Origin of the sequence: Nocardia sp. NPDC058480 (assembly GCF_042720495.1) — a bacterium.
Taxonomy (GTDB): domain Bacteria; phylum Actinomycetota; class Actinomycetes; order Mycobacteriales; family Mycobacteriaceae; genus Nocardia.
On sequence record NZ_JBHXMN010000001.1, the window covers coordinates 867,602 to 885,295 of the forward strand.

Here is a 17,694-nt window from a genome sequence, read left to right on the forward strand (position 1 = left end):
GGAGCACAGTGACCCAGACCGCAGCGACCCACCGACGACACGCCCGACACGCCGCCCCTATCGGCAAAAGAATTCGATCTAGGCCCATTGGCCTGCGACTACGCTCCGGGCGGCTCAGCACCTGAGCCACCGGGAAATCAGCTATCAGCGAGAGGGTATTTCATGCGTTTCGGCGTCACCAGCACTGCCCTTGGCACGGGGTTCGTCATGGCGGGAGTGCTACTCGGCGCGGGTTCGGCCACCGCCTTCGCACCACAGGTCCAGCCCGATCGGATCGGTGCCCAGCTCAACCACGAGGAAACCGTGGCACTCGGGTCGGGGCCGATTCCCGCGATCACCGCGATGTTGGTGCCCGCCAATCGGATCGGCGCGGGTCTACACACCGATACCGATCTGTACCGTGACGCCGACGGCGGCATCCGTGCCACCTTGCGTCAGGTGGTGACGGAGGCCGCGGCTCATCCCGACGGCACCGTCACCGTTTTCCTGAACGTGCCAGGCACGCGCGGCGGCCGCGTCGTCGACGTCTATCAGCAGTGGACCGGCTGACTCACGTGTACATGCAGGGCACTTCGGCGGAGATCGTGTGCAGCTGGCACATGATGCCGTTGTAGATCCCGCTCGAGCCGGTCTCCGGGGCGAAACCGTCGGCGGCCGGCTCGGCGATCATCGGGGTGAGCGGCAGGCCGGGGGCCGCCTGAGCGGGCGCCACGGCCAGCGCGATCGTCGCCACGGCGGCGGCGACGGTACAGATTCCTGCGGTCAGTCTGGTCATCGATTCCTCCTCGAGGGAGCCCGCGGTGCGAACTCGTGTCCCGAACCCCCACGCGCACATCGGAATTCGGCTTCCTCTAGATCATCGGTTCGATGCCGCGCCGTGCTACAGATCTGCGGTAGATCCTGGTGACGGCATCGATCACCAGGACCCCACTCACAGTCACCAGCGCGCAGGCGAGCAACAGCAACGGCGGCACATAGCGCACCGCCGCGAACCCGGGGTGCTCATCGGTGCCCGCGAATTCTGTCGTGCGCCGTGCGGCACGCCAGCTGACGACCGCGCAAGCCAGGAAGAGCACGGCGAAGCCGAGTTCGAACAGCGCGATCCAGCGTCTCATTCCTGAGATCCTGCCAGGGGCGAGAGGGAATCAGCCGACCAGGCTCGGTGCCAGAAGCAGCGCGATGACCGCGATGGTGAGCACAACCATCAACCCGATGACCAACAGGTCGCGTCGCAGGCTGTGTGGTTGCTCGATCACCACGCGCATCATTGCCTCCGCTCCCCCGGCGTTCAGCCGGTGTGATAATCCTCACCATACACTGCGCAGTGTCACTTCCGGTTGGACTGGAAGTACTTCGTCGACTCCGGCCGGTAGCTCAGGAACGCGGCACCCGCGGCCAGCACGCCCTGCACGATCGCCGAGCCGCCCGCCACGATCGTCGCGGGATTGGCGACGGCGGAGAAGGTGAACATGGTCGCGATCGCACCGAGTCCGAGCCAGACCGCGACGACCGTGAGCACCGTGCGCGCCCAGCTCTTGCCGCGGCCGAGCTGATGCGCGATGGCCACGGTGACCCCGGCCAGGAGCACGCCGACCAGCGCGGTCAGCCCGAACGCCACCAGCACCATCACGTCGACGGTCGACGCCGGGAAGTTCGGATCCGACTTGTGCATCTCGTCGAGGAACTGCTTGCTGAGCTTGTCGCGCTCCCCGGTCATAGTGAAGACGCTGGCCAGGGTGTAGACGACACCGAGGCCTGCGATTGCCCACCACAATTGACGGGCGGTGCCGACGTCTTCGGGCATGGGAAGGGTTTCGGGTTTGTTCGGCGGAACGATCACGACAGCCAGTGTGCCGCCTCGGTCGCCCAGTAGGTGAGCACGATGTCCGCGCCTGCCCGCCGGATGCCGATCAGCGACTCCAGGATCGAGGCCCTGCGGTCGATCCAGCCACGCTCGGCGGCGGCGGTGATCATCGCGTACTCGCCGGAGATCTGATAGGCCGCGACGGGGACCGTCGAGCGGTCGGCCACGTCGCGCAGGATGTCGAGGTAGGACATCGCGGGCTTCACCATCACGATGTCGGCGCCCTCGGCGAGGTCGAGGTCGAGTTCGCGCAGCGATTCGCGGCGGTTGGCCGGATCCTGCTGATAGGTGCGGCGATCGCCGTCCAGCGACGAGCCGACGGCCTCGCGGAACGGGCCGTAGAAAGCCGAGGCGTACTTGGCCGCGTAGGCGAGGATGGCGGTGTCGGTGCGCCCGACCGCGTCCAGGCCGCGCCGGATGGCGCCGACCTGGCCGTCCATCATGCCGCTGGTGCCGAGCAGATCGGCGCCCGCGTCGGCCTGTGCCAGCGCCATCTCCACGTAGCGGTGCAGGGTGGCGTCGTTGTCGACCGCGCCGTCGGCGCCGATCACCCCACAGTGGCCGTGATCGGTGAATTCGTCGAGACAGGTGTCGGCCATGATGACCGTCGCGTCGCCGACCTCTTCGGCCAGCGCGCGCAGGCCACGATTCAGGATTCCGTTCGGATCACTGGCCTGCGAACCGGTCGCGTCCTTGTCCTCCGGCAGCGGCACCCCGAACAACATCAGCCCGCCGACCCCGGCGGCCACCGACTCCACGGCGGCCTTGCGCAGGGAGTCGAGTGAGTGCTGATACACCCCCGGCATCGAGCTGATCTCCCGCGGCTCGTCGAGGCCATCGGCCACGAACATCGGCAGCACGAGCTGACGCGGCTGCAGCGTGGTTTCGGCGACGAGTCGACGCAATGCGGGTGTCCTGCGCAACCGCCGCGGGCGGTCGAAAGCGGTCATAGCCCGCAGAATACGCCTGTGCCCTGATGCTCGCCGCAGCGCCTACAGCGGCTCGGACCCACGGGCCCGTTCGCCCAGAATCTGCTCGAAGTTGACGTCCTCCCCGGCCTGAAGACCCGGGGTTTCCTACCAGCGCCCTGACGAGCACTCTCGGTGGGTTCCTGCTTCACAGGGACTCGCCTACCGCTACGCGGCAGGACTTACCGTCCCTCCGCAAGCGTTTAACCACTCCGCACGTCCTGCGGCGTGAATATTCATCGCGGCATTGAGATCCCGGTCGTGGACAGTGCCACACACGCACATCCACTCGCGCACATGCAACGGCTTCTTGCCACTGACCACCCCGCACACCGAACACAACTGAGACGACGGGAAGAACCGGTCCACCTTCGAGAAAACCCGACCGTACCGGGCCGCTTTCTCCTCGAGCATGCGAGTGAACATGCCCCACCCAGCATCATGGACCGACTTCGCCAACCGGGTACGCGCGAGACCTTTCACACACAAATCCTCGACGAACACCGCTTGGTTGTCGCGGATGATCATCGTGGACTGCTTATGCGCCCAATCCCTGCGCGTATCAGCCACTCTCGCATGCGCCCGAGCGACCTCGACACGCGCCTTTGCCCGGTTCTTGCCACCCTTCTCCTTGCGGGACAACATTCGTTGTGCCTTGCCGAGCTTGCGTTCCGCGCGGCGCAAGAACCTCGGGTTGTCGATCGTCTTGCCGTTCGACAACACCGCGAACGTCGTCAAACCCAGATCGATACCAACCTCGGAATCCGACACAGGCAATGGCTGCTCGTCCACCTCCACCACGAACGACGCGAAATACCGGCCTGCCGCGTCCTTCACGAGGGTCACACTCGACGGATCCGACGGCAGATCCCGCGACCAGCGAACCGCGACGTCCCCGATCTTCGGCAAACGCAACTTTCGGCCGGCCGTGACCGCGAATCGGGCGTTCTTCGTGAACCGGATAGCCTGCCGATTGTCCTTGCGAGACCGGAAACGCGGTGGCGCGACCTTGCCGCCCTTCCGTGCGCCGGTGACCGAGCCGAAGAAGTTCCGGTACGCGGTATTCAGATCAGCCAGGGCCTGCTGCAGCACCACCGCCGACACTTCTGCCAGCCACAATCGTTGCGGGGTCTTCTTCGACTCCGTCAACAACTTCGACAGCTCCGCATCACTAACCCGGCGCCCCTCCCGGAACGCCTGCTGCCGGATGGCCAGGGCGTCGTTGAACACGACCCGGGAACAGCCGAATGCTTGCGCCAACGACCGTTGCTGCCCCACCGTGGGGTAGACGCGGAAGTTATATCGCAACTGCATAACCCACAGTGTCGCACCGAGGTACGACAACAAACCAGCCACCGGGAATCACCTGGTCGCGAAAGCTATGCAGGACCATCGCGTTCAGAGCACACCCGGCCTTGGCGGGCCTCCCGCGTGGGCATTCACCACCCCCCTGAAGGCGGCGCACTGGCCCACACCCGGTAGCGAAGATCGGGACGGACCGGCGGAACTCCAACCCTGGTTGTCGATCTCCGCCACCGTCATCGCCTCCACCTCGGGTTGTGTTGCCACTGACCACAGCGGTCCGACAGCTACTGGTGAATCGCCACCGGCGGCGCTTCACCGAGGTCGGCGACCGGTCCCGGCGAACCTGTGGATAACATCGAAACCCACTGGAGCTCAATGGCTTCCGCGCGAGACCGACGAAACCTGTCGGTACCTCTCGCTATAATCGAAAGCGTGTTCGAGGGTTCCGACGATCGGGGGCGGGACCCAAACGCAACGGGAGGACGCCGAATGAATGCCATTGCCGCTCAGACCACTTTCATCACCGCGCCGTATGTACCGCTCGAGAAGAAGCGGCTGCCCGCGGGCCGTCCGCGCCGCTGGTATGTGGCGCACAATCGTCGGCTCAAGGCCATGCGGTTGACGATCGCGCTGCTGGATTCCGGTGTGTACCTACCCAATCAGGCCACCAACGAGACGATTCGGCGCACCGCCGAGAAGATCGACATCCGCCCGCCGTCGGATGCCACCTGTCGGCTGGTGCGCACGCTGCTGCGCTACAGCCGATGACCCTGATACGCCGAAAGCCCGCCGTCGCGGGCGGGCTTTCGGGGTATCTGCGCAGATCAGCGGCTGCTGCTGCGGCGACTCTTCTTGCGCGGCGGCGGCAGCAGGCCCTCGGCGCGCAGGCGCGACGCGTGCTCGGCCAGTGCCTCCACCAGTGGGCCGACCTGAGCCGACTCGGGCTGCACGTCCACGCGCAGACCGAACTCGATCGCGGTCTCGGCGGTCTTCGGGCCGATGCAGGCCACGATGGTGCGGGCGTGCGGCTTGCCCGCGATGCCGACCAGGTTGCGGACCGTGGAGGACGAGGTGAACAGCACCGCGTCGAAACCGCCGGTCTTGATCATCTCGCGGGTCTCCGCGGGCGGCGGCGAGGCGCGCACCGTGCGGTAGGCGGTGACGTCGTCGATCTCCCAGCCGCGCTCACGCAGGCCCTCGGCCAGCGTCTCGGTGGCGATGTCGGCGCGGGGCAACAGCACCCGGTTCACCGGGTCGAACACGTCGTCGTAGGGCGGGAAGTCGGCGAGCAGGCCCTCGGAGGACTGTTCGCCACTCGGCACCAGTTCGGGGTTGATGCCGAAGGAGCGCACCTTCTCCGCGGTGGCCTCACCGACGCAGGCGATCTTCACACCGGAGAACGCGCGAGCGTCGAGACCGAACTCGGCGAACTTCTCCCACACCGCGCGTACGGCGTTGGTGGAGGTGAACACCACCCACTGGTAGCGGCCGTCGACCAGGCCCTTGACCGCCCGTTCCATCTGGGCGGGGCTGCGCGGCGGCTCCACCGCGATCGTCGGCACCTCGATCGGGATGGCGCCGTGGGTGACGAGCCGCTCGCTCATCTCGCCCGCCTGATCCTTGGTGCGCGGCACGAGAACGGTCCAGCCGTAGAGGGCACGCGATTCCCACCACGACATCTTGGCGCGCTTGTCGACTTCCTTGCCGACCGTGACGACCAGCGGGCCGACCAGTTCGGAAGCGGCGTTGTTCAGCGAGGCCAGGGTGGCCTCGATGGTGCGCTGCTGACGGGTGGTGCCGCGCACGGTCACCGCGACCGGAGTCTGCGGCGCCATGCCGTGTTCCACCAGCGCGCTGGCGGTCTCGGCCAGGTGCCCGGAGGTGGCGTGCAGCACCAGCGGGCCGGGGGCGGCGGCCAGCGCCGACCAGTCGACCTCACCGCGCACATCGGCCTCGGTGTGCCCGGAGCCGAGCGCGATGCCCGCGTAGCTGGGCACGGCCGAGCCGTTGGGCAGGCCGGGCAGCACCTCGAACACCATGTGCGAACGGGTGACGGCGTTGACCTCGTTGATCACCGAATCGGTGGTCAACGGGTCGCCGGTGACGATGCGGACCACGTCGTGACCGTTGCGCGCCTCGGCGATCAGCGTCTTGGCCACCTCGGCGGGTTCGCCGAGGGCGGGCCGCACGTCGACCGGGCTCACGCCGTCCTCGCCCACCTCGTGGGCGATGCCGATCAGGGCGAGCACGCCCTTGTCGACATCGGGGTCGGTGAACGCCAGCATCGCCCGCTCGAGCACGTCACGGGCACGCACGGTCAGCAGGGCCGGGTCGCCGGGGCCGGATCCGACGAAAAGGATCCGCCCTGGTTGCTTCTTGGTAGCTCGGCTGCTGCTCATCGGTTGTTCTCCATCGGGCTGGAATTAGTGAAGTCGGTGGGCGCCGGTTCGTCTGTGACGCTCAGCAATGCGCGAGCACCCAGGTCCAGCAGTTCGCGCGCCAGCGTGCGACCGAGTTCGGCCGCGTCTTTCGGCGCGCCGACGATCGAGGCGCGAAGGACATCGGAGCCGTCGATCGCGGCAGCACAGGCGCGCAGCGAGAGTTCGTCGAAGATCCGGCCGTCCTCGTCGATCGACTCGACGATCTCGGCGAGCGCTCCGATCGGTGCGGTGCAGCCTGCCTCGAGCTCACCGAGCAGCGAACGCTCGGCGAGCACCGCGGCTCTGGTCGCGGCATCGTCCAGACCGGCGAGTATCTCGATCAATTGCGGGTCGTCACTGCGGCATTCGACCGCGAGGGCGCCCTGCGAGGGTGCGGGCAGCATCTGCACCGGTTCGAGCGATTCGGTGATCTCGTCGGTGCGCCCGATCCGGCACAGGCCGGCGCGGGCGATGACGATGGCATCGAGTTCGCCCTCGCTCACCTTGCGCAGGCGGGAGTCGATATTGCCGCGCAGCGGAAGGATGTCGAGGCCGAGACCGAGTGCGCGCAGCTGCGCGGCACGGCGCGGGGCCGAGGTTCCCACGCGGGCACCGGCCGGCAACTCGCCGAGGACCATGCCGTCGCGAGCCACCAGCGCGTCGCGCGGGTCCTCGCGGGGTGGGATCGCGGCGATGGTGAAGCGCGGGTCCTGCGCGGTGGGGAGGTCTTTATAGGAATGCACCGCGATGTCGATGCCGCCGGCGGCGAGCTCGTCGCGCAGCGCGGAGGTGAACACCCCGACACCGATCTTCTGTACCGGATCCGACGACAGATCGCCCGGTGTCTTGATGACCACCAGTTCGGCGGGCTGCCCCGCCGCGATCAGCGCATCACGGATGGTGCCCGCCTGTGTCAGCGCGAGCAGGCTGCCGCGCGTGCCGATCCGCCACGGCGCACTGGTGCTGCCTGCGGTCACGGTGTCCTCTTCCTGCACTGTCGTGGTCATGCGGTTTCCTCCTGCGCATGCCCGAGCGGCGCTGCGTGGTTTCGCATGCTGCCTGTGTCGGGTCTTGACTCGGTCAAGCGTGACGGCCCATCGTCGAGGTGGCCTGCGGTGAAGTCGTCGGCCAGCGCGGACTCGCCCGCGGCGACCTCCATCGGAGCGGCAACCGCTTGTACCGCACCGGGTTTCAGTTCGAACAGCTCACGCAATGCTTCGGCGTAGCTGTCGCCGCCCGGCGTCGATGCCAGCTGTTTCACGCGCACGGTCGGCGCGTGCAGCAGCTTGTCGACAACGCGGCGCACGGTGCGTGCCACCTCGTCGCGGGCCGGGTCGGCCAGGTCGGGCAGCCGCGAATCGAGGCGGAGCAGTTCGGCCTCCACCACATCGGCGGCACGCTGACGCAGTGCGGCCACCGTGGGGGTGACCTCCGCCATGCGTTGCCCGGCAAGGTATTTGGCGAGTTCGTCGGCGACGATGAGGCGCGCGGCGGCGGTGTCGTCGGCCGCGGCACCCGCGGCCGGATCGCGCTGCAGCGATTCGATGTCGATCACGGCGACGCCGGGCAGCCCTGCCACGGCGTGCTCCACATCGCGGGGCAGGCCGAGGTCGCAGAAGACCAGCGGGCGCTCGGCGGCGTCGGTGCGGGCCCGGTCCGCGAGCGCGCGATGGGTGTCGGCCAGGGTCACCACGGACCCGACCGCGCCGGTACAGGTGACCACGACATCGGTGCCGGCCATGGCCTCGGTGAGCCGCGACATCTCGACCGCTTCGGCATCGACACCGTGCATGGTGCGCCCGGTTTCGGCGAGGCGCTGCGCGCGTTCGAGGGTCCGGTTGACGACGATGATGCGCCCGATCCCGGCCCGCGACAGATGCGCGACAGCCAGTCCGCCCATCGCGCCCGCACCGACCACCACCGCGGTCCGCCCGGCGAGATCGCCGACGACACCGCGCGCCCGGTCCAGCGCCACCGACACCACCGAGGCTCCGGCCCGGTCGATCCCGGTCTCCGAATGCACCCGCTTACCGACTCGCAATCCGTGCTGGGCCAGCTCGTGCAGTGTGCGCCCGACCGCCTGCTGCCCATCGGCGCTGGCATAGGCACTGCGAATCTGGCTGAGCACCTGCTGCTCGCCGACGACCATCGAGTCGAGGCCGCTGGCGACAGCGAACAGATGCTCGGCCGCGGCCTCGCTGTAGCGCACGTACGCGTGCCTGGTCAGGTCGCCGAGCGGCAGCCCTGAATGCTTGGTGAGCAGCTCACTCACCTCACCGAGGCCGCCGTGGAAGGCGTCGACCACCGCGTAGACCTCGACCCGGTTACAGGTGGAGACGATCATCGCCTCGGACACATGGCTCGAGGCGAGCAGCCGATCCACCAGCTTCGGCCGATCGGAGTCACTGATGGCGACCTTCTCCAGCACCGAGACCGGGGCACTCCGATGCGAAATACCGACCAGAAGAACACTCATGACCGCACCTCGCCGCCGCCCGGGTTCGTCATGCGCGTCCGCACGCGGTGTTGCTGATTCGCTCGCTGGCGCTCGCTCATGGCGTGATCACCGATCCCTTGGTGCTTGGCTCCGTTGCCGAGTGGGGGGTGGCCGAGTGCGGCGCGGTGCGACGCGCTGGCCTGCCGCGGGCCGGTTCGACCGGTGCGGCGTGCGTGAGATGGCTTGGCGGCGGTACCCGGCGCGCGACACGGCCGGAGCCGACCTCGGCGATCTCGGGCAGGGCGTCGTTGCGGGCGGCGTCGAAGGACAGCATCTGCAGTTCCATCGCCAGGTCGACGCGGCGAACCTGCACATGGGCGGGCGCGCGCAGTTCCAGCGGCGCGAAGCTCAGAATCGACGGCAGTCCGGCGGCTACGAGCCGGTCACACACGTCCTGGGCGGCCTCGTCGGGCACGGCCACCACGGCGATCGTCGGCGCCAGCGCCGGAATCTGGCCGGTCAGCTGCTCGACATCGCGCACGACGAGACCGGCGTACGACTGGCCGATCACCGAAGGGTCGTTGTCGAAGATCCCGACCACGGTGAAGCCTCGTACCCCGAATCCGCCGTAACCGACCAGAGCGCGGCCCAGATTGCCCGCGCCGATCAGCACTACCCGATGTCCCTGCGACAGTCCGAGCACATCTTCGATCCTGGTGCGCAACTTGGCTACGTCATAGCCGACACCCCGCACACCGTTGGGTCCGAGGAAGGAAAGATCCTTGCGCAGCTTCGCCGAATTGACACCCGCCGCGACAGCGAGTTCCTCACTCGATACGATGACTACACCCTCGTCGGCCAACCCGGCGAGAACCCGGAGATAGGTAGCAAGACGAGTCACCGTGGCCTGCGGAATATCCCGCACAAGAGCCTTGCCGGAGACGCCACTCGGCGTCTCGTGCTGCTCTGTCACGTCGTCGGCTCCTCGTTCCGGGCCTGATCGCGGTCCGGTTCCTCTGTTTCGTTCACCGGTGTGGGTCGCTGCGATTACGAGAGCGCGACCGGTGCCATAGGGGCGGTACAAACCCGGCCACCGCCGCTGCGTGCCAGGGGCGGTGCGGATTGCGTGTCACCACCGTAACCGCTTGTGCAGGCGTTCACAAAGTCGGTGAATTCGGCCTCATTTTCCGTCGCGACCAGCGATCCGGCTCAGGTCGGCCCGCAAACGGGGCTCATCGACGTCGAAATAGCTGTGTTCACGGCCGTTCAACAGGACCACCGGCAGGCGATCACCGTATTCGGCGCGCAGTTGCGGGTCGCTGACCGCGGCTTCGTCGACGTCTATGGTGACGACCGGGAGACCGAAATCACCACAGATCGTCTGCAATTGCGCCAGTGCGGTGCTGCACATGCCGCAACCAGCGCGAGTCAACAGGGTCACCGTCGATGTGGGATTAGTCATGAGCCCTATTTAATCCTCGAGCCCGCAGCGGGTTGTCGGTGCCGCCGGTTACTGTGGACATGGTTCGCGCGACTAGCGGAGGGTACTGGTGCCGGAACGTTCGAAGGTGACTAGGGCCGGATTCGTCGCAGGGCGATTCGGGGAGTTCCCTGCGCGGTGGCAGCCCAGCCGCCTCGGTCAGGAACTGCAGGAACAGTTCGCACGGCTGCCACGCAGCCCGTTCGGGCCGAGTGAAGAAGAGCTACGCGCCAACCTGGCCGGTGAGGCAAGCGCCGACGCCGCGCTCGAACTGCACGACGCCGAGCTCGCCGAGCAAGGCGCCGACGCGGGCCCCGAGGCCCCTCGCGACCTCACCGCCGCGGCGTTCTTCGACGTCGACAACACCCTGGTGCAGGGTGCCTCGATCGTCCACTTCGCCCGAGGATTGGCCGCGCGCAAGTACTTCAAGACCTCCGACCTGGTCGATGTCGCCTGGAAACAGGTGAAGTTCCGGGTCACCGGCAAGGAGAACTCCTCCGACATGGTCTCGGGCCGGGAGAAGGCACTCAGCTTCATCGCGGGCCGCCCCACCGCCGAACTCGCCGCGCTGGGCGAGGAGATCTACGACGAGATCATCGCCGACAAGATCTGGCCAGGCACCCGCGCGCTCGCCCAGATGCACCTCGACGCGGGCCAGCAGGTCTGGCTGGTGACGGCCACCCCCGTCGAACTGGCCAACGTGATCGCCAAACGCCTCGGCCTGACCGGCGCCCTCGGCACGGTCGCCGAAAGTGTCGACGGCAAATTCACCGGCCGCCTGGTCGGCGACATCCTGCACGGGCTGGGCAAAGCACACGCGGTGCGCACCCTCGCCATCCGCGAAGGCCTCAACCTCAAGCGCTGCACCGCCTACTCCGACAGCCACAACGACGTCCCCATGCTGTCGCTGGTCGGCACCGCGGTCGCCATCAACCCCGACTCCGACCTACGCGAGGTCGCGAAGAACCGAGGTTGGGAAATCCGCGACTTCCGCACCGGCCGCAAAGCAGCCAAAATCGGCGTCCCCACCGCCCTGGCCTTGGGCGCCGCGGGTGGCGCGGTAGCAGCGGTAGTAGCCCGCCACCGCGAACACTGAGGACCACCTTCCGCAATTCCCTCGCCACACCGCAATCCCCGCGTCAGCCATGACCGCACTCCCAACCACACCCTGCACCCCAGCTCCGCCATGACCGCACTCCCAACCCCGCACCCGCGACCCCTGGGGAGCGGCGGCCACGAAGTGGCCGGTCCGCGGCCGGGTCGCCGGTTAGCGCTCGAAAGCGCTGAGCCGAAGGCTCTAGTCTCGAGCGCTAACCGGCGGCCCTCAGGGCCGCGGACACGCGCGCGCCAGCGCGCCAATAAACACAGCGTCAAACCTGCCTGGGACTAGCGAAACATCGACCCCGACCGAACGTCCTACCCCATAACGACGTTTCGGCGCTTGGCCAGCAGTTTGTACAGGGTCTGCTGGATGGTCTCGCGGACCTGGTCGGTGACCTCGAACATCGTCATCGGGTCATCGGCCTCCTCCGGCTCGAATGCCGTGGTCGCGATCGGCTCACCGAACTCGATGTACCACTTCGACGGCATCGGCACCGCGCCCAGCAGCCCCAGATGCGGGAACAGCGGCGTCACCGGGAAATACGGCAGACCGAGCAGGCGCGCCAGCGGCTTGACGTCGGCCAGCTTCGGGTAGATCTCCTCGGAGCCGACGATCGACACGGGAATGATCGGCACCCCGGCCCGCACCGCCGCCGCCACGAAACCGCCGCGCCCGAACCGCTGCAGCTTGTACCGGTCGGCGTAGTTCTTGCCGATGCCCTTGAACCCTTCCGGGAACACCCCCGCGATGTGTCCGGAGCGCAGCAGCCGCTCGGCGTCGGGATGGCAGGCCAGTGTGTGCCCGGCCTTGCGCGCGAGCGCGCCGAGCAGCGGCATCTCGAAGATGAGATCGGCGGCCAGCAGCCGCAGCGCCCGCTGATTCGGGTGCTTGTCGTGCACGGCCAACTGCAGCATCAGACCGTCGATCGGCACGGTGCCCGCGTGATTGGCGACCAGCAGCGCGCCACCGACGGCGGGAATGTTCTCGATGCCGGCGACCTCGACGCGGAACCAGTAGTCCGACAGCGGCCGCAGCGCGGGCAGGATGACCGATTCCAGCAGGTGCCGGTCGTAGCCGAACTCGTCGACCTGGTAGTCCCCGGTGAGCCTGCGGCGCGCGAATTCCGCGGTCCGTTCGATCTGCTCGCCGACGGCGTCGCGCACGATGTCGGTCAGCGACTTCGGTGGCCGCGCGGGCATTCCCGGCCGACGCTCGCTGAGGGAGGTGACCGGCATCGCCTGCATCGGCTGATCCGGCCATCGCCGGGTCTGCGGTCGCTGTCGGGCCTCGACATTCACGTCGAGACGAATGACTTTCGCTCCCTCGTTCATGTATGCGCTCCTGAACCGGCCCCGATGAGGCCGAGCAGTTTGTGTTCCGCGGCGTCGATCCAAGCCGGATCGAAGACAGGCCGCAACGCTGCGCCCGCGATGAAGTCATCGAACGCCTGGACCGTGGTCCAGCGTGGGGTGAAACCGAGTTCGGTACGCATACGGGTGGTGTCGAGCCCGCAGCCGAAGTAGAAATATTCGGGTTGTTCGCCACTGAATCCGCGCATGATCGGGCCCATCAGCGAGCGACCGACTGTGCGGAAGACAAAAAAGGGAACCGGCGCGACGATGCGCCCGGCCCGGCGGATCGCCTGCGACATGGCCAGCGCACCGTCACCGGCGATATTGACCGTGCCACCGTGCGCACGCTGCGCCGCGTGCACGAGCACCGCGACCGCGTCTTCCTCGTGCAGCAATTGCAGTCGGGCTTCGCGACCGAGAACAGTCGGGGTGATCGGCGAACGCAGATATTGCACGCCCCGATCGGCCAGACGGGGACCGACGATCGGCGCGAAACGCAGAATCGACGCGGAGATATCGGGCCTGCGCCGCGCCATTCCACGCACCAGCGACTCGATATCGATCATGTCGCGCGCGAACCACCCCGCCGGCGGAGTGCGCGCATCCATTTCCTCGGTGAATTTCGCCGGATCCTTGGCGCTGCAGCCGTACACCGCCGACGACGACCGCACCACCACGCGCCGCACCGACGGCGCTTTTTGACACACGGCGAGCAATTGCATCGTGCCGAGGACATTGAGATCCTTCATCACCGCGCGACCGCCACCGGCGGGCGGACGGGTGAGGACGGCCGCGTGCACGACAGTGTCGACGTCGTTGCCCTCGACGACCTTGCGGATCAGCGGATTCCTGATATCGGCGCGCACGAACTCGGCACTACCCATTTTTCGGCGAAGCTCACGGCTGGGGGTGACCGTGTCCACCGCGATGACACGTTCGACGCCGGGTTCGGCAGCTAGCCGTGCCGCGACGTTGCCACCGAAGAAGCGGCTGGCTCCAGTCACCAGCACAACTTTCGGTGCGTGTCGTTCCCGTGTATCGGAACTCGTACCTGACCCCACTCAAAGCCCCCTGCTCATCGTGTTTCGCGTACCAGAGTAGCCGCATTCGCGCCACTCGCTGTCACGATCTACAAGCATTTAACGAGGATGATTCGTCCTCGCACAGTGAGATTCACAAACCCGGGCTTTTCACAGCGAGAGCCCGCCACCTTCGAAGGTGACGGGCTCGTCGCAGGCACGCTGGCTTACTTGCCGAGTTTGCGCCGCTGAACACGCGTGCGGCGAAGCAGCTTGCGGTGCTTCTTCTTCGACATACGCTTGCGGCGCTTCTTGATCACAGAACCCATAGGGTTTCCTCGCGTTCTCTCTACTCGGCATACACACGCGGTGTTCACGTGCGTCGTTTGGCGTCCGCGCCGCCGGGGCAACCGGACACCACGAACGGTGCCACCGGCAGGCGGACACGAACCAGTTGTCCATGCTACCGGGGCACCCGAGCAGCAACGAAACCGCAGTACCTCTGGCGGCTGGCGCCGCGGGTTTCGGCCCTGAACCCTGACTCTTCCCTCCCTACGGGCACTCCTTCGTCGCACCCTCCGGTCAGTCCATCGCCAGGGACGGGCCGAAACCACTCAGCTCATCCGGCGTCGAAGTACGACGTCTCCAGGTAGTCGTGCACCGCCTTCGCGTGCACTCGAAACGAGCGTCCGACACGCACCGCGGGCAGTTCACCCGAGTGCACGAGCCGGTACACCGTCATTTTCGACACCCGCATGAGTTCGGCGACCTCGGCGACGGTGAGAAACTGCGTGCCACCGCCGATCACCGTTTGCGGGGTGGCGCCGACCCGCGGGGCGGGCGAACCCGAACCACCGCCCGACGCCGATGGATTACTTGACATTCTGTTCGCAGACATCATGGCACCATTGACCTCCGGCACGCCCGCGCCGCCGGCTTCCCCACCAGCGGAACAGACACGCACGTGCTTCTACGAGCTTAGCGGGACCAGTGGGATTACTGCGACGGGTGTGAGAAATCGGTTTTCAAACCGAGTACCCGTTTGTCACTCGTTCGTTGCACCCTGTTCGGCAGAGCGCCGCTTCGCCGCGTGCAGGGCTTCGGTGAATGTCGAGCGCAGCGCACCACGCTCGAGTTCGCGCAGTGCCGCGGCGGTGGTGCCGCCGGGTGAGGTGACCGCGGCCCGCAGATCGGCCGGGCTCTGGCCGGTTTCGTCGAGCATGGCCGCCGATCCGATCATCGTCTGCACGACCAGTTCCCCCGCTACCTCCCGAGGGAGGCCGAGACCGACAGCGGCATCGGTCATCGCCTCGACGACGAGGAAGAAATACGCGGGCCCCGAACCCGACACCGCGGTGACCGCGTCCATCTGCGATTCGGACACCGTCACCACCTTGCCGACGGCTTCGAGCATCTCACCGACCTGCTCCAGCTGCTCGGCCTTGGCGTAGCGGCCGGGCGATTGCACGCACATACCCTGCCCGACCAGCATCGGAGTGTTCGACATGACGCGTACGACAGCGAATCCCGCGGGTAGCTTCGACTCGAGCCGCGCGGTGGAAACACCCGCGGCCAGCGAGACGAGTACCTGGTCGCTACCGCTGTCCAGGTCGGCCTTGGACAGATCGGTGAGCACCGAGTCGACCACACCGGGCTTGACCGCGATGACCACGATGTCGGCACCGACCACCGCGTCGCTGACGGATCCGCTCACCCGCACCTTGAAACGCTCGGCCAGCTGCGCGGCACGCGGGGCGAGCGGCTCGACGATGACCAGATCCTTTGTCGCCCGACCGGATTCCAACAATCCGGCCACCAGCGCCTCACCGATCCGACCGCCACCGACCACCGCAATTCTCGTCATGCGGACAAGGTTAGTTGGCCCGGTGGCCTCAGCGTGCAGCCGGGATCAGGGCCAGCTGGCGACTCTGGGCGACGACGGCACCGGTGGAGTCGATCACCAGGTGGTCCTCGTCGAACATCCGCTCACCGACCTCACGGGCGGTCGCGACGACGCGCAGCCAACCGGGCGCGGGGATACGGCGCAGGTAGGTGGTCATCTGGACCGTCGGCGACCAGCCGAAGTGGCCGAGGTTCATCGGGACGGGCGGGCTGATGTCGGCGGCCATCATCGCGAAGGCGGCGCGCGCCCGCGGATCGGATTCGTCGCCGTCGAACGGGCGGATCCACAGCCGTAACCGGGGCGGGCCGGTCTCGCCGCGCAGGAATTCACCCCAGCTGGGGTCGATCAGCAAGTGCGCGCCCTGGCTGACGTGCACGATCTTGCCCATCGGCGAATCGGCGGTGTAGCCGATGGCCTCGGCGCTCGGTTCCGCGGCCATGTCCGTGTCGGGGCCGGTCCACCGGGTTTCCGCGGAGTCGAGGTGGCCGAAGGTGAACGCGGTCCGGACGAGGGTGCGCCCGTTCTGGATCAGGTCGACATCGGCCAGGCAGATCTGGCGGCCCTTCTTGCGGATGTGCACCGCGTATTCGACCTCGCCGGGGTCGGGGGCGCCGAGGAAGTCGGTGCTGGCCGCGATGGGCGCCATCTGGGCGAGTGCTTCGTCGGCCTCGGTGAGCCAGCGGGTCGCCGCCGCGGCGGTGGCCGCGACCATGGTGCCGCCGTGCACCTTGGGACCGATGGTCCAGGTGGGCGCGATGACGCCGGCGTAGCGGCCGGTCCCGGCATCGGTGGTGGTGAGCTCGGTCAGGTCGAGAACCTGGCTGAACGGCGCGTCGGTCGCGAGTTCTCGCGTCATCGTCACTCCTGGTCGAGGGGCACAGCAATTCGTACAGCGTACAAGGTGGTTTTTTTGGAGCGCTGGCGCGCTCGAGCGGGCCCCTCGGGGGCCGTGCCGGTCATGGCAGGTCGGCGTGGTGCGGCTTCGGATCGGGGGTCGCGCCGGTGAGGTGACGGCGCGCGAATTCGAGGGTGCGCGCCAGTTGCGCCGAGCGTTCGGCGGTGGTTCGCGCGTTCTGGGTGTTGATCTCGGCGACCGCGTGGCCGCGGAAACCGGTGTGGATCAGGTGTTCACACAGTTGCGCGCACGGCTGGGTGCCGTCGCCGGGCACCAGGTGCTCGTCGTGCGCGGCGCCGCGCCCGTCGGCCAGGTGCAGGTGGACCAGGCCCTCGCCCATCCGCCGCGCCAGCTCGAGCGCGTCGGCGCCGGCGGTCGCGGTGTGCGAGAGGTCGAGGGTGTAGTGGTCGAAGCCGATATCGGTGGGATCGTAGGAGGGGCTGAACGCGCTCACCGCGCGTCCGGGGCCCGAGCGACGTTCCAGCCTGCGCACGGCACCGTCGCGGAACAGGGTGTCGGCCCGCATCGGGAACATGTTCTCCACGGCCACCTTGACCGGGTGATGCGTCTCGAGCTCACCGACCTGATCGGCGAATCCCCTGGCATAGCGGCGTTGCCAGCGAAACGGCGGGTGTACCACCACGGTGTCGGCGCCGAGCGCTTCCGCGGTGCGCACGCTGCGTTCCAGCTTGGCCACCGGGTCGGCACCCCACACTCGTTGGGAGATCAGCAGACACGGTGCGTGCACGGCCAGCACCGGAACGCCGTAGCGCTTCGCGTAGGACTGCACGGTCGCGATGTCCTGGCTGGCCGGTTCGGCCCAGACCATCAATTCCACACCGTCGTAACCCAATTCGGCGGCATAACGGAACGCCGCCTGCGTGTTCTCCGGATACACCGAGGCCGTCGAAAGCCCGATCGCGATGTCCGCCCGTGCGTTCCCCACAGC

21 protein-coding genes are annotated in these 17,694 nt (G+C 67.5%); 3 read left to right on the forward strand and 18 right to left on the reverse strand.

The genetic code is table 11. The annotated features are described in order from the left end of the window. The first annotated feature begins 162 nt into the window (after window positions 1-162). On the forward strand, window positions 163-549 hold the full coding sequence (locus ACFWO8_RS03940) for a hypothetical protein (RefSeq protein WP_378941228.1): 387 nt from the start codon (window positions 163-165) through the stop codon (window positions 547-549). 1 nt (window position 550) lies between these two features. Here the strand turns inward: ACFWO8_RS03940 and ACFWO8_RS03945 are convergent, their stop codons facing one another. From ACFWO8_RS03945 to ACFWO8_RS03970, 6 genes are all read right to left on the reverse strand, one after another. Beyond that, window positions 551-775: a hypothetical protein gene (locus tag ACFWO8_RS03945; protein ID WP_378941231.1), complete on the reverse strand. Its 225-nt coding sequence runs from the start codon at window positions 773-775 to the stop codon at window positions 551-553. Between the two features lie 76 nt (window positions 776-851). After that, window positions 852-1,115: a hypothetical protein gene (locus ACFWO8_RS03950; protein WP_378941234.1), complete on the reverse strand. Its 264-nt coding sequence runs from the start codon at window positions 1,113-1,115 to the stop codon at window positions 852-854. A 30-nt stretch (window positions 1,116-1,145) separates the two neighbouring features. Continuing rightward, complete coding sequence (locus ACFWO8_RS03955) at window positions 1,146-1,268, reverse strand: hypothetical protein (RefSeq protein ID WP_378941239.1); 123 nt, start codon at window positions 1,266-1,268, stop codon at window positions 1,146-1,148. Window positions 1,269-1,327: 59 nt separating this feature from the next. Beyond that, complete coding sequence (locus ACFWO8_RS03960; RefSeq protein ID WP_378941242.1) at window positions 1,328-1,840, reverse strand: hypothetical protein; 513 nt, start codon at window positions 1,838-1,840, stop codon at window positions 1,328-1,330. After that, window positions 1,837-2,814, reverse strand: a complete 978-nt coding sequence (gene hemB / locus ACFWO8_RS03965) for a porphobilinogen synthase (protein ID WP_378941246.1) — start codon at window positions 2,812-2,814, stop codon at window positions 1,837-1,839. Before hemB ends, ACFWO8_RS03960 begins: the two co-directional genes overlap by 4 nt. Before the next feature lie 186 nt (window positions 2,815-3,000). Then, window positions 3,001-4,146: an RNA-guided endonuclease InsQ/TnpB family protein gene (locus ACFWO8_RS03970; RefSeq protein ID WP_378941252.1), complete on the reverse strand. Its 1,146-nt coding sequence runs from the start codon at window positions 4,144-4,146 to the stop codon at window positions 3,001-3,003. A gap of 480 nt (window positions 4,147-4,626) precedes the next feature. On the opposite strand from ACFWO8_RS03970, the gene ACFWO8_RS03975 reads away from it, so the two are divergent. After that, on the forward strand, window positions 4,627-4,905 hold the full coding sequence (locus tag ACFWO8_RS03975) for a hypothetical protein (RefSeq protein ID WP_062988789.1): 279 nt from the start codon (window positions 4,627-4,629) through the stop codon (window positions 4,903-4,905). Between the two features lie 56 nt (window positions 4,906-4,961). Here ACFWO8_RS03975 and ACFWO8_RS03980 read toward each other — a convergent pair whose 3' ends face one another. From ACFWO8_RS03980 to ACFWO8_RS04000, 5 genes are all read right to left on the reverse strand, one after another. Continuing rightward, entirely contained in the window at window positions 4,962-6,536 is a 1,575-nt protein-coding gene (locus tag ACFWO8_RS03980; protein ID WP_378941256.1) for a uroporphyrinogen-III synthase, read from the reverse strand. Then, on the reverse strand, window positions 6,533-7,564 hold the full coding sequence (hemC, locus tag ACFWO8_RS03985; RefSeq protein WP_378941265.1) for a hydroxymethylbilane synthase: 1,032 nt from the start codon (window positions 7,562-7,564) through the stop codon (window positions 6,533-6,535). The genes ACFWO8_RS03980 and hemC overlap by 4 nt, the downstream gene beginning before the upstream one ends. After that, window positions 7,561-9,033 (reverse strand): glutamyl-tRNA reductase, encoded by a 1,473-nt coding sequence (locus ACFWO8_RS03990; RefSeq protein WP_378941271.1) that lies wholly within the window; start codon window positions 9,031-9,033, stop codon window positions 7,561-7,563. Before ACFWO8_RS03990 ends, hemC begins: the two co-directional genes overlap by 4 nt. A gap of 76 nt (window positions 9,034-9,109) precedes the next feature. After that, on the reverse strand, window positions 9,110-9,967 hold the full coding sequence (locus ACFWO8_RS03995) for a redox-sensing transcriptional repressor Rex (RefSeq protein ID WP_378941275.1): 858 nt from the start codon (window positions 9,965-9,967) through the stop codon (window positions 9,110-9,112). Window positions 9,968-10,174: 207 nt separating this feature from the next. Beyond that, window positions 10,175-10,456, reverse strand: a complete 282-nt coding sequence (locus tag ACFWO8_RS04000; protein WP_378941280.1) for a glutaredoxin family protein — start codon at window positions 10,454-10,456, stop codon at window positions 10,175-10,177. Between the two features lie 88 nt (window positions 10,457-10,544). Here ACFWO8_RS04000 and ACFWO8_RS04005 point away from each other — a divergent pair, with 88 nt between their 5' ends. Further along, the gene (locus ACFWO8_RS04005; RefSeq protein ID WP_378941283.1) at window positions 10,545-11,570 is read left to right on the forward strand and encodes an HAD family hydrolase; all 1,026 of its coding nucleotides are present in this window, start codon (window positions 10,545-10,547) and stop codon (window positions 11,568-11,570) included. Window positions 11,571-11,890: 320 nt separating this feature from the next. On the opposite strand, the gene ACFWO8_RS04010 is transcribed toward ACFWO8_RS04005, so the two are convergent. The 7 genes from ACFWO8_RS04010 to ACFWO8_RS04040 all read right to left on the reverse strand — a co-directional run bounded on the left by ACFWO8_RS04010 (window position 11,891) and on the right by ACFWO8_RS04040 (window position 17,691). Next, the gene (locus tag ACFWO8_RS04010) at window positions 11,891-12,907 is read right to left on the reverse strand and encodes a lysophospholipid acyltransferase family protein (protein ID WP_378941286.1); all 1,017 of its coding nucleotides are present in this window, start codon (window positions 12,905-12,907) and stop codon (window positions 11,891-11,893) included. Next, complete coding sequence (locus tag ACFWO8_RS04015; protein ID WP_378941290.1) at window positions 12,904-13,938, reverse strand: NAD-dependent epimerase/dehydratase family protein; 1,035 nt, start codon at window positions 13,936-13,938, stop codon at window positions 12,904-12,906. The genes ACFWO8_RS04010 and ACFWO8_RS04015 overlap by 4 nt, the downstream gene beginning before the upstream one ends. 236 nt (window positions 13,939-14,174) lie before the next feature. Further along, window positions 14,175-14,276 carry a 30S ribosomal protein bS22 gene (locus tag ACFWO8_RS04020; RefSeq protein WP_003402602.1) on the reverse strand — a complete coding sequence of 34 codons (102 nt, stop codon included), beginning with the start codon at window positions 14,274-14,276 and terminating at the stop codon, window positions 14,175-14,177. A 290-nt stretch (window positions 14,277-14,566) separates the two neighbouring features. Then, the gene (locus ACFWO8_RS04025; RefSeq protein ID WP_378941302.1) at window positions 14,567-14,848 is read right to left on the reverse strand and encodes a helix-turn-helix domain-containing protein; all 282 of its coding nucleotides are present in this window, start codon (window positions 14,846-14,848) and stop codon (window positions 14,567-14,569) included. A 144-nt stretch (window positions 14,849-14,992) separates the two neighbouring features. Further along, window positions 14,993-15,811 carry a pyrroline-5-carboxylate reductase gene (gene proC / locus ACFWO8_RS04030; RefSeq protein ID WP_378941313.1) on the reverse strand — a complete coding sequence of 273 codons (819 nt, stop codon included), beginning with the start codon at window positions 15,809-15,811 and terminating at the stop codon, window positions 14,993-14,995. Between the two features lie 28 nt (window positions 15,812-15,839). Continuing rightward, window positions 15,840-16,706, reverse strand: a complete 867-nt coding sequence (locus ACFWO8_RS04035; RefSeq protein ID WP_378941321.1) for a thioesterase family protein — start codon at window positions 16,704-16,706, stop codon at window positions 15,840-15,842. A 100-nt stretch (window positions 16,707-16,806) separates the two neighbouring features. After that, on the reverse strand, window positions 16,807-17,691 hold the full coding sequence (locus ACFWO8_RS04040) for a sugar phosphate isomerase/epimerase family protein (protein WP_378941325.1): 885 nt from the start codon (window positions 17,689-17,691) through the stop codon (window positions 16,807-16,809). Window positions 17,692-17,694: the final 3 nt, after the last annotated feature.

Excerpts from the sequence above, each read along its gene's own strand:
- ACFWO8_RS03940 (WP_378941228.1), top strand. The coding sequence starts at position 163 with ATGCGTTTCGGCGTCACCAGCACTGCCCTTGGCACGGGGTTCGTCATG.
- ACFWO8_RS03945 (WP_378941231.1), bottom strand. The coding sequence starts at position 775 with ATGACCAGACTGACCGCAGGAATCTGTACCGTCGCCGCCGCCGTGGCG.
- ACFWO8_RS03950 (WP_378941234.1), bottom strand. The coding sequence starts at position 1,115 with ATGAGACGCTGGATCGCGCTGTTCGAACTCGGCTTCGCCGTGCTCTTC.
- ACFWO8_RS03955 (WP_378941239.1), bottom strand. The coding sequence starts at position 1,268 with ATGATGCGCGTGGTGATCGAGCAACCACACAGCCTGCGACGCGACCTG.
- hemB (WP_378941246.1), bottom strand. The coding sequence starts at position 2,814 with ATGACCGCTTTCGACCGCCCGCGGCGGTTGCGCAGGACACCCGCATTG.
- ACFWO8_RS03970 (WP_378941252.1), bottom strand. The coding sequence starts at position 4,146 with ATGCAGTTGCGATATAACTTCCGCGTCTACCCCACGGTGGGGCAGCAA.
- ACFWO8_RS03975 (WP_062988789.1), top strand. The coding sequence starts at position 4,627 with ATGAATGCCATTGCCGCTCAGACCACTTTCATCACCGCGCCGTATGTA.
- ACFWO8_RS03980 (WP_378941256.1), bottom strand. The coding sequence starts at position 6,536 with ATGAGCAGCAGCCGAGCTACCAAGAAGCAACCAGGGCGGATCCTTTTC.
- hemC (WP_378941265.1), bottom strand. The coding sequence starts at position 7,564 with ATGACCACGACAGTGCAGGAAGAGGACACCGTGACCGCAGGCAGCACC.
- ACFWO8_RS03990 (WP_378941271.1), bottom strand. The coding sequence starts at position 9,033 with ATGAGTGTTCTTCTGGTCGGTATTTCGCATCGGAGTGCCCCGGTCTCG.
- ACFWO8_RS04000 (WP_378941280.1), bottom strand. The coding sequence starts at position 10,456 with ATGACTAATCCCACATCGACGGTGACCCTGTTGACTCGCGCTGGTTGC.
- ACFWO8_RS04010 (WP_378941286.1), bottom strand. The coding sequence starts at position 12,907 with ATGAACGAGGGAGCGAAAGTCATTCGTCTCGACGTGAATGTCGAGGCC.
- ACFWO8_RS04020 (WP_003402602.1), bottom strand. The coding sequence starts at position 14,276 with ATGGGTTCTGTGATCAAGAAGCGCCGCAAGCGTATGTCGAAGAAGAAG.
- ACFWO8_RS04025 (WP_378941302.1), bottom strand. The coding sequence starts at position 14,848 with ATGATGTCTGCGAACAGAATGTCAAGTAATCCATCGGCGTCGGGCGGT.
- proC (WP_378941313.1), bottom strand. The coding sequence starts at position 15,811 with ATGACGAGAATTGCGGTGGTCGGTGGCGGTCGGATCGGTGAGGCGCTG.
- ACFWO8_RS04035 (WP_378941321.1), bottom strand. The coding sequence starts at position 16,706 with ATGACGCGAGAACTCGCGACCGACGCGCCGTTCAGCCAGGTTCTCGAC.